We start from the raw sequence: 5,337 nt of genomic DNA on the forward strand, positions 1-5,337 counted from the left end.
AAGTAATCCTTACCTTTTAATCTGCAGATTGGCGAAAGCAAATACAATAGCTTCGCTATCGTGATAAGGGAGCTGGCGGAGTTTGTCAAGTAGGTTTTTGTATTTTAATTTTAGAATTTTATAGGCTTTTGTTCTCATGAAAATTATGTTCTCATGAGTAAATTAATGTTATCCTTTTTTGTTGATCTAAAGTTTCTTATGTTCATACACTTACGTGTTCATAGTGTTTATTCGCTGCTTGAAAGCTCGGTTAAAATTGAGGAGCTGATCGGCCTTTGTTTGCGAAATAAAATGCCAGCGGTTGCAATTACTGATTCAGGTAATTTATTTGGTTCACTTGAGTTTGCAGAATATGCGGCAAGTAGGGGAATACAGCTAATAATAGGATGCAATATTATAGTTAAACATTCAGAACAAAATTTACCTATATTATTGCTTGCAAAAAATGAGCAAGGGTACACTAATTTAGTCACTTTGGTGAGTGAGTCTTTTAGAAAGCGCAAGAATAACAGTGATATTCCTTACGTTGATTTTGATGAGCTATTGAATTTAAGTACGGGTCTGATCGCTTTAACCGGTGGATGTTTGGCTCAACTATTGTTGGGGCAAGATAAAGAAACGGTTGAAAAACTGCTTTCAGCATTCAATGGTCATTTATATGTTGAATTGCAGCGTCATGGGTTGAATAAAGAGCTAGAGCTTGAAGAAGCTTTGATAGACTTTGCTTATCAGCGCAATATACCACTAGTTGCAACGAACGATGTGTTTTTTCCAAATAGGTCTGACTATGAGGCTTATGATATATTAACGTGTATATCGGAGGGGAGTTATGCCCTGGAGAATAACAGAAAGAAGTTAACTACCGAGCATTACTTCAAGTCTGTGGCAGAAATGGAGGAGCTGTTCAGCGACATTCCCGAAGCAATTCATAACACTTTAGTGATAGCTAAGCGGTGCTCTTACATGCCAAGAAGCAGGCAGCCTATTTTGCCTAAATTTCCTTGTCGAGAAAATAAAACTGAGAATGAAGAACTGAGGGAGCAGGCAGTTGCAGGATTAGAATTCCGTATTGCGAATGAGACAGACATAGACCTTAAACAATACTACGATCGGCTGAATTACGAACTGAGTGTGATAACTTCGATGAACTACGCTGGCTACTTTTTGATAGTTTCTGATTTTATTCGTTGGAGCAAAGCAAATGGCATTCCAGTTGGTCCAGGAAGAGGCTCTGGTGCTGGATCAATTGTTGCTTGGGGCTTGCAGATTACAGACCTTGATCCAATAAAGTTTGGCCTAATATTTGAAAGATTTTTGAATCCTGATCGTGTATCGATGCCTGACTTTGATATCGATTTCTGCCAAGAGAAAAGGGACCTGGTTATTGATTATGTTCAGAAAAAGTACGGTTATGTTGCTCAAATAATCACTTTTGGTAAATTGCAGGCAAGGGCAGTATTGCGTGATGTTGGTAGAGTATTGCAAATGCCTTACTCTCAAGTGGATAAAATATCTAAAATGGTTCCATTTAATCCAGTAAATCCTGTAACTTTATCACAAGCGATAGAGCTTGATCAAAACCTGCAGAAAGAGCGGGATAGTGATGAGGTAATTGCAAAGCTTCTTGATATATCTCTTAAGCTTGAAGGAATATATCGTCACGTTTCAACTCATGCTGCTGGAATTGTAATATGTGATCAAAAGTTGGAAAATTTTGTTCCTGCGTACTACGATCCAAATTCGGCTCTGCCAATCACTCAATACAGCATGAAATATGTGGAGAAAGCTGGGCTAATAAAATTTGATTTTCTTGGACTTGGTACGCTAACGCTAATAGATCATGTGTGTCGTTTAATTAATCGTGATGGAAAAAAGATTGATATTTCTTCAGTTCCTTTGAATGACCAAAAAACCTATGAGATACTCTCAAGCGGTGATTCAATTGGAGTGTTTCAGCTTGAAAGTTCGGGAATGAGAGAAGCTTTAATTAAACTAAAACCGGACTGTATTGAGGATATTATCGCTTTAATTTCCCTTTATCGTCCAGGACCTATGGATAACATTCCAACTTACGTTGCAAGAAAGCATGGACTTGAGAAGCCAGATTATATTCATCCGTTACTTGAAGGAGTGTTAAAAGAAACATTTGGGGTAATAATTTACCAAGAACAAGTGATGGAAATAGCCCGTATTCTTTCCGGGTATAGCTTAGCGGAAGCAGATCTGCTAAGACGTGCCATGGGTAAGAAAATTAAGGAAGAGATGGATAAACAACGTGAACTTTTCATCCAAGGGGCAACGAAGAATGGCGTTGATTATGACAGGGCAAGTTATATCTTTGACCTTGTTGCAAAATTTGCTGGTTATGGGTTCAATAAATCTCATGCTGCAGCATATGCGGTTATATCTTATCAAACGGCTTACCTTAAAACTAATTATCCATTAGAATTTTTTACAGCACTAATGAATCTGAATATTGATGATAGAGATAAACTGAATTTATTTTATCATGCAGCAAAGTTTAGTGGCGTTACCGTTCTTTCACCTGATATAAACAAGTCTCAAGCTGAATTCTCAATAGAGGATGAACGCATACGTTATGGTATTGCTGCCTTGAGGAATGTTGGTTTTTCTATAGCGGAAGGAATAGTGAACGTACGTTCAAGCGCTTGTAAGGACATATGGGAATTCATTCAAAATTCAGGTCATATAATAAATAAGAGAGCGCTAGAAAGCCTGATTAAATCCGGAGCATTCGATAGCGTGCATAAGAACAGAAAGCAGCTATATGAGTCAATGGACACGCTGATTTACTTTGCAAATAAAAACAAACAGGATAGAGAATCAAGTCAAGCTGCTTTGTTTGGTAGTCTTGATGTCCTCAAACCGAAACTTGAGAATGTGGAAGATTTTGATGAAGAGGAAAAATTAGAACATGAGTTATTTTCACTAGGATTTTATTTAACTAATCATCCGCTTGAAAAATTTAGAACTCTTCTGGAAAAGTTAAATATTGGGTTTATCGGAGAAAATAGAACAGCAAAAACTGCTGGGGTAATATTAAATGCACGTATGAGAACTTCAGAGCGTGGAAGGTTTGTTATCCTCACACTTTCTGATCCCCATAACGTTTCTGAAATAGCATTCTATAATAATGAAATAATAGAAGAAAAAAGAGATTTATTTTCACCAGGAACATTTGTGATAATTGATCTTGAAGCTTCGGAAAATACAACAAGATTGGCAGGCAAAGATATATCTGAGTTTACAAAAAGAATCACTTCTACAATAAAAGAATTAGTTCTCACCACTGAGTGCACGGATTCGCAAAAAGCCGCTATGGAATTAAACACAATATTGAAAGATGAAGGCAGAACCAAAATAATGCTAAAACTTCTTCTCGAAAAACATAAAGTGAGCATCTTATTACCAGGTGCATACTCAATTGCTCCTCAAGTAATTTATGAAATATCTAATTTAAGCTGGATTAAAGGCGTAGAAATTAATACAAATAACTTGCTTATATAAAAAAGCTTTATATAATGAAATGTTTAATCGGTATTAAAGGAAGATATAGTGAATCTTTATGAATTTACTTTTATAGCACAACAAGGATTGTTACAGCAAGAAGTAGAGGAGATGGTCCAAGAGCTAGCTGTTTCATTGAAAAATATTAAAGCAGATATTATGTTCCAGCGAATCAGGGATATTCTGAAAAAAGGAAATGACAAGCTTACAAAACAAGAGTTAGAAGTGCGTGCTGAGGAGATTAAAGAAAGTCTAGTTGCTTACTCTGATTTCTTGGAAGATCTTACAAAAATTTTATGGGTTGAATTAGAAGAAGATCTTTCAAATTTGAAAGAAGTGAAGTCAAAAATCGATAAAGAGTTGAAAGATGACCTAAAAGATTTAGGAATAACGCAAGATTTTACAAAATTTCTAGGAGGCAGTACTAAAGGTGCGTTTATCCATAACGCAGTAAATGCTTTGAAGAGAAATATTTCAGAACATCTAATAAAGATTTTTCAAGATATTTTGAAAGATTTTAGAATAAACGGTCCAACTCAATCGAGCAAAGCGTTGGAAATGCTTTTGAAAAACATTGAAGCATCAGGATTAATCAAGTGTGAACATTGGGGTCTTTTGGATTTTGCATATCACAAAAATAAAATGAAGAGCGGTCATTATTGTATAATGTGCATAAGTTCTACTGCAAGCATTCTGGATGAATTTATGCGTAGAATGAAACTTAATGAGAACGTTGTTCGCCACTTTCCTGTGCAGGTTGATAAAATTTTTGAAGGTAAATCTCATATGATGAATAAACAAATTGAGGAGCAAAGCGCATAATGATGAAGAGACGAAATAGTTTTAATAATTCTTACGTATCTGTAAATAATAGGACTGGCTTTAGGCGTTCTAAAGTTTGCCCTCTTGCTGCGTCTAAAGATGAAGACATAGATTATAAGAATATAGATTTATTATCCAAGTTTACCTCTGACTATGGTAGGATATTACCTAGAAGATTAACAGGCGTATGTGCAAAAAAACAAAGGAAGTTACGCTTAGCGATCATAAGGGCACGTTTTTTAGCTCTTATTCCTTACTGTACTAAAAAAGTTTAGGTAATTTATGTTGATAATTTTAAAGGAAAATATAAGGACTTTAGGTAAGCTTGGTGAAGTTGTCAAAGTTAAACCAGGTTATGCACGTAATTTTCTTTTTCCACAAAGAAAAGCGGTGAAAGCTACCAAGGAAAATTTAACGAAGCTAGAGGAGCAACGTTTATTACTGGAAGAAGAGAATATAAAAAGATTAAATGTAGCAAAAGAGCTTGCATTGTCACTACATGATAAGTTTGTGGTATTGATAAAGCAAGCTTCAGAGGATGGTAAAATTTTTGGTTCTGTGGCAACACGTGAAATTGCGAAAATTTTACTACAAGAAGGACATGTGATAGATCACCGTAGTTTATCTTTTGGTGGAGTAAGCATCAAAAACTTGGGTGAATACCAAGTAAACGTAGAATTACATAGTGAAGTAGTAGTACCAATTACTATATACGTCGTAAAATCCGAAACAGATGCAAATGAGCTAAGGCAAGTAAAATTGCAAAATCAGAAGTCTGAGCAACAAGAGGCAGAGCAAGATGCGAATAAAGAAGCTACTGATGGTGATGATAGCTGATCAAAGATGATCCCTTGTTATAGTCGTAAAGAAATGTCTGCCATGGCTAGGCTGGTGTCATCCCAGTGCGTGACACTGGGATGGCTTTGTTGCATAGCAACTGAAAAAATCTGGTGGCTGCTGACAAAATTCATTATAAAATAGCCATCT

5 protein-coding genes are annotated in these 5,337 nt (G+C 35.9%); all 5 read left to right on the forward strand.

Annotated features, from left to right (window positions below; translation table 11 throughout):
• The first annotated feature begins 198 nt into the window (after positions 1–198).
• From dnaE to OZD63_RS06080, 5 genes are read left to right on the forward strand one after another with little or no spacing between them, the layout of a single operon-like run.
• Positions 199–3,528 carry a DNA polymerase III subunit alpha gene (gene dnaE, locus OZD63_RS06060; RefSeq protein ID WP_275008386.1) on the forward strand — a complete coding sequence of 1,110 codons (3,330 nt, stop codon included), beginning with the start codon at positions 199–201 and terminating at the stop codon, positions 3,526–3,528.
• A gap of 48 nt (positions 3,529–3,576) precedes the next feature.
• A complete protein-coding gene (locus OZD63_RS06065) occupies positions 3,577–4,350 on the forward strand; it encodes a 30S ribosomal protein S6 (RefSeq protein WP_275008383.1) in 774 nt (257 codons plus the stop codon).
• Positions 4,350–4,625, forward strand: a complete 276-nt coding sequence (gene rpsR, locus OZD63_RS06070; protein WP_007548890.1) for a 30S ribosomal protein S18 — start codon at positions 4,350–4,352, stop codon at positions 4,623–4,625. Before OZD63_RS06065 ends, rpsR begins: the two co-directional genes overlap by 1 nt.
• A gap of 7 nt (positions 4,626–4,632) precedes the next feature.
• On the forward strand, positions 4,633–5,187 hold the full coding sequence (rplI, locus tag OZD63_RS06075) for a 50S ribosomal protein L9 (protein ID WP_275008384.1): 555 nt from the start codon (positions 4,633–4,635) through the stop codon (positions 5,185–5,187).
• Between the two features lie 6 nt (positions 5,188–5,193).
• Positions 5,194–5,331: a hypothetical protein gene (locus tag OZD63_RS06080; RefSeq protein WP_275008385.1), complete on the forward strand. Its 138-nt coding sequence runs from the start codon at positions 5,194–5,196 to the stop codon at positions 5,329–5,331.
• The last annotated feature ends 6 nt before the right edge of the window (positions 5,332–5,337 follow it).

It is taken from the genome of Wolbachia endosymbiont of Drosophila leontia (genome assembly GCF_028981785.1).
Classification (GTDB): domain Bacteria; phylum Pseudomonadota; class Alphaproteobacteria; order Rickettsiales; family Anaplasmataceae; genus Wolbachia; species Wolbachia pipientis.

Coding starts and splice junctions, on each gene's coding strand:
- rpsR (WP_007548890.1), top strand. CDS start 4,350: ATGATGAAGAGACGAAATAGTTTTAATAATTCTTACGTATCTGTAAAT.
- dnaE (WP_275008386.1), top strand. CDS start 199: ATGTTCATACACTTACGTGTTCATAGTGTTTATTCGCTGCTTGAAAGC.
- rplI (WP_275008384.1), top strand. CDS start 4,633: ATGTTGATAATTTTAAAGGAAAATATAAGGACTTTAGGTAAGCTTGGT.
- OZD63_RS06080 (WP_275008385.1), top strand. CDS start 5,194: ATGATCCCTTGTTATAGTCGTAAAGAAATGTCTGCCATGGCTAGGCTG.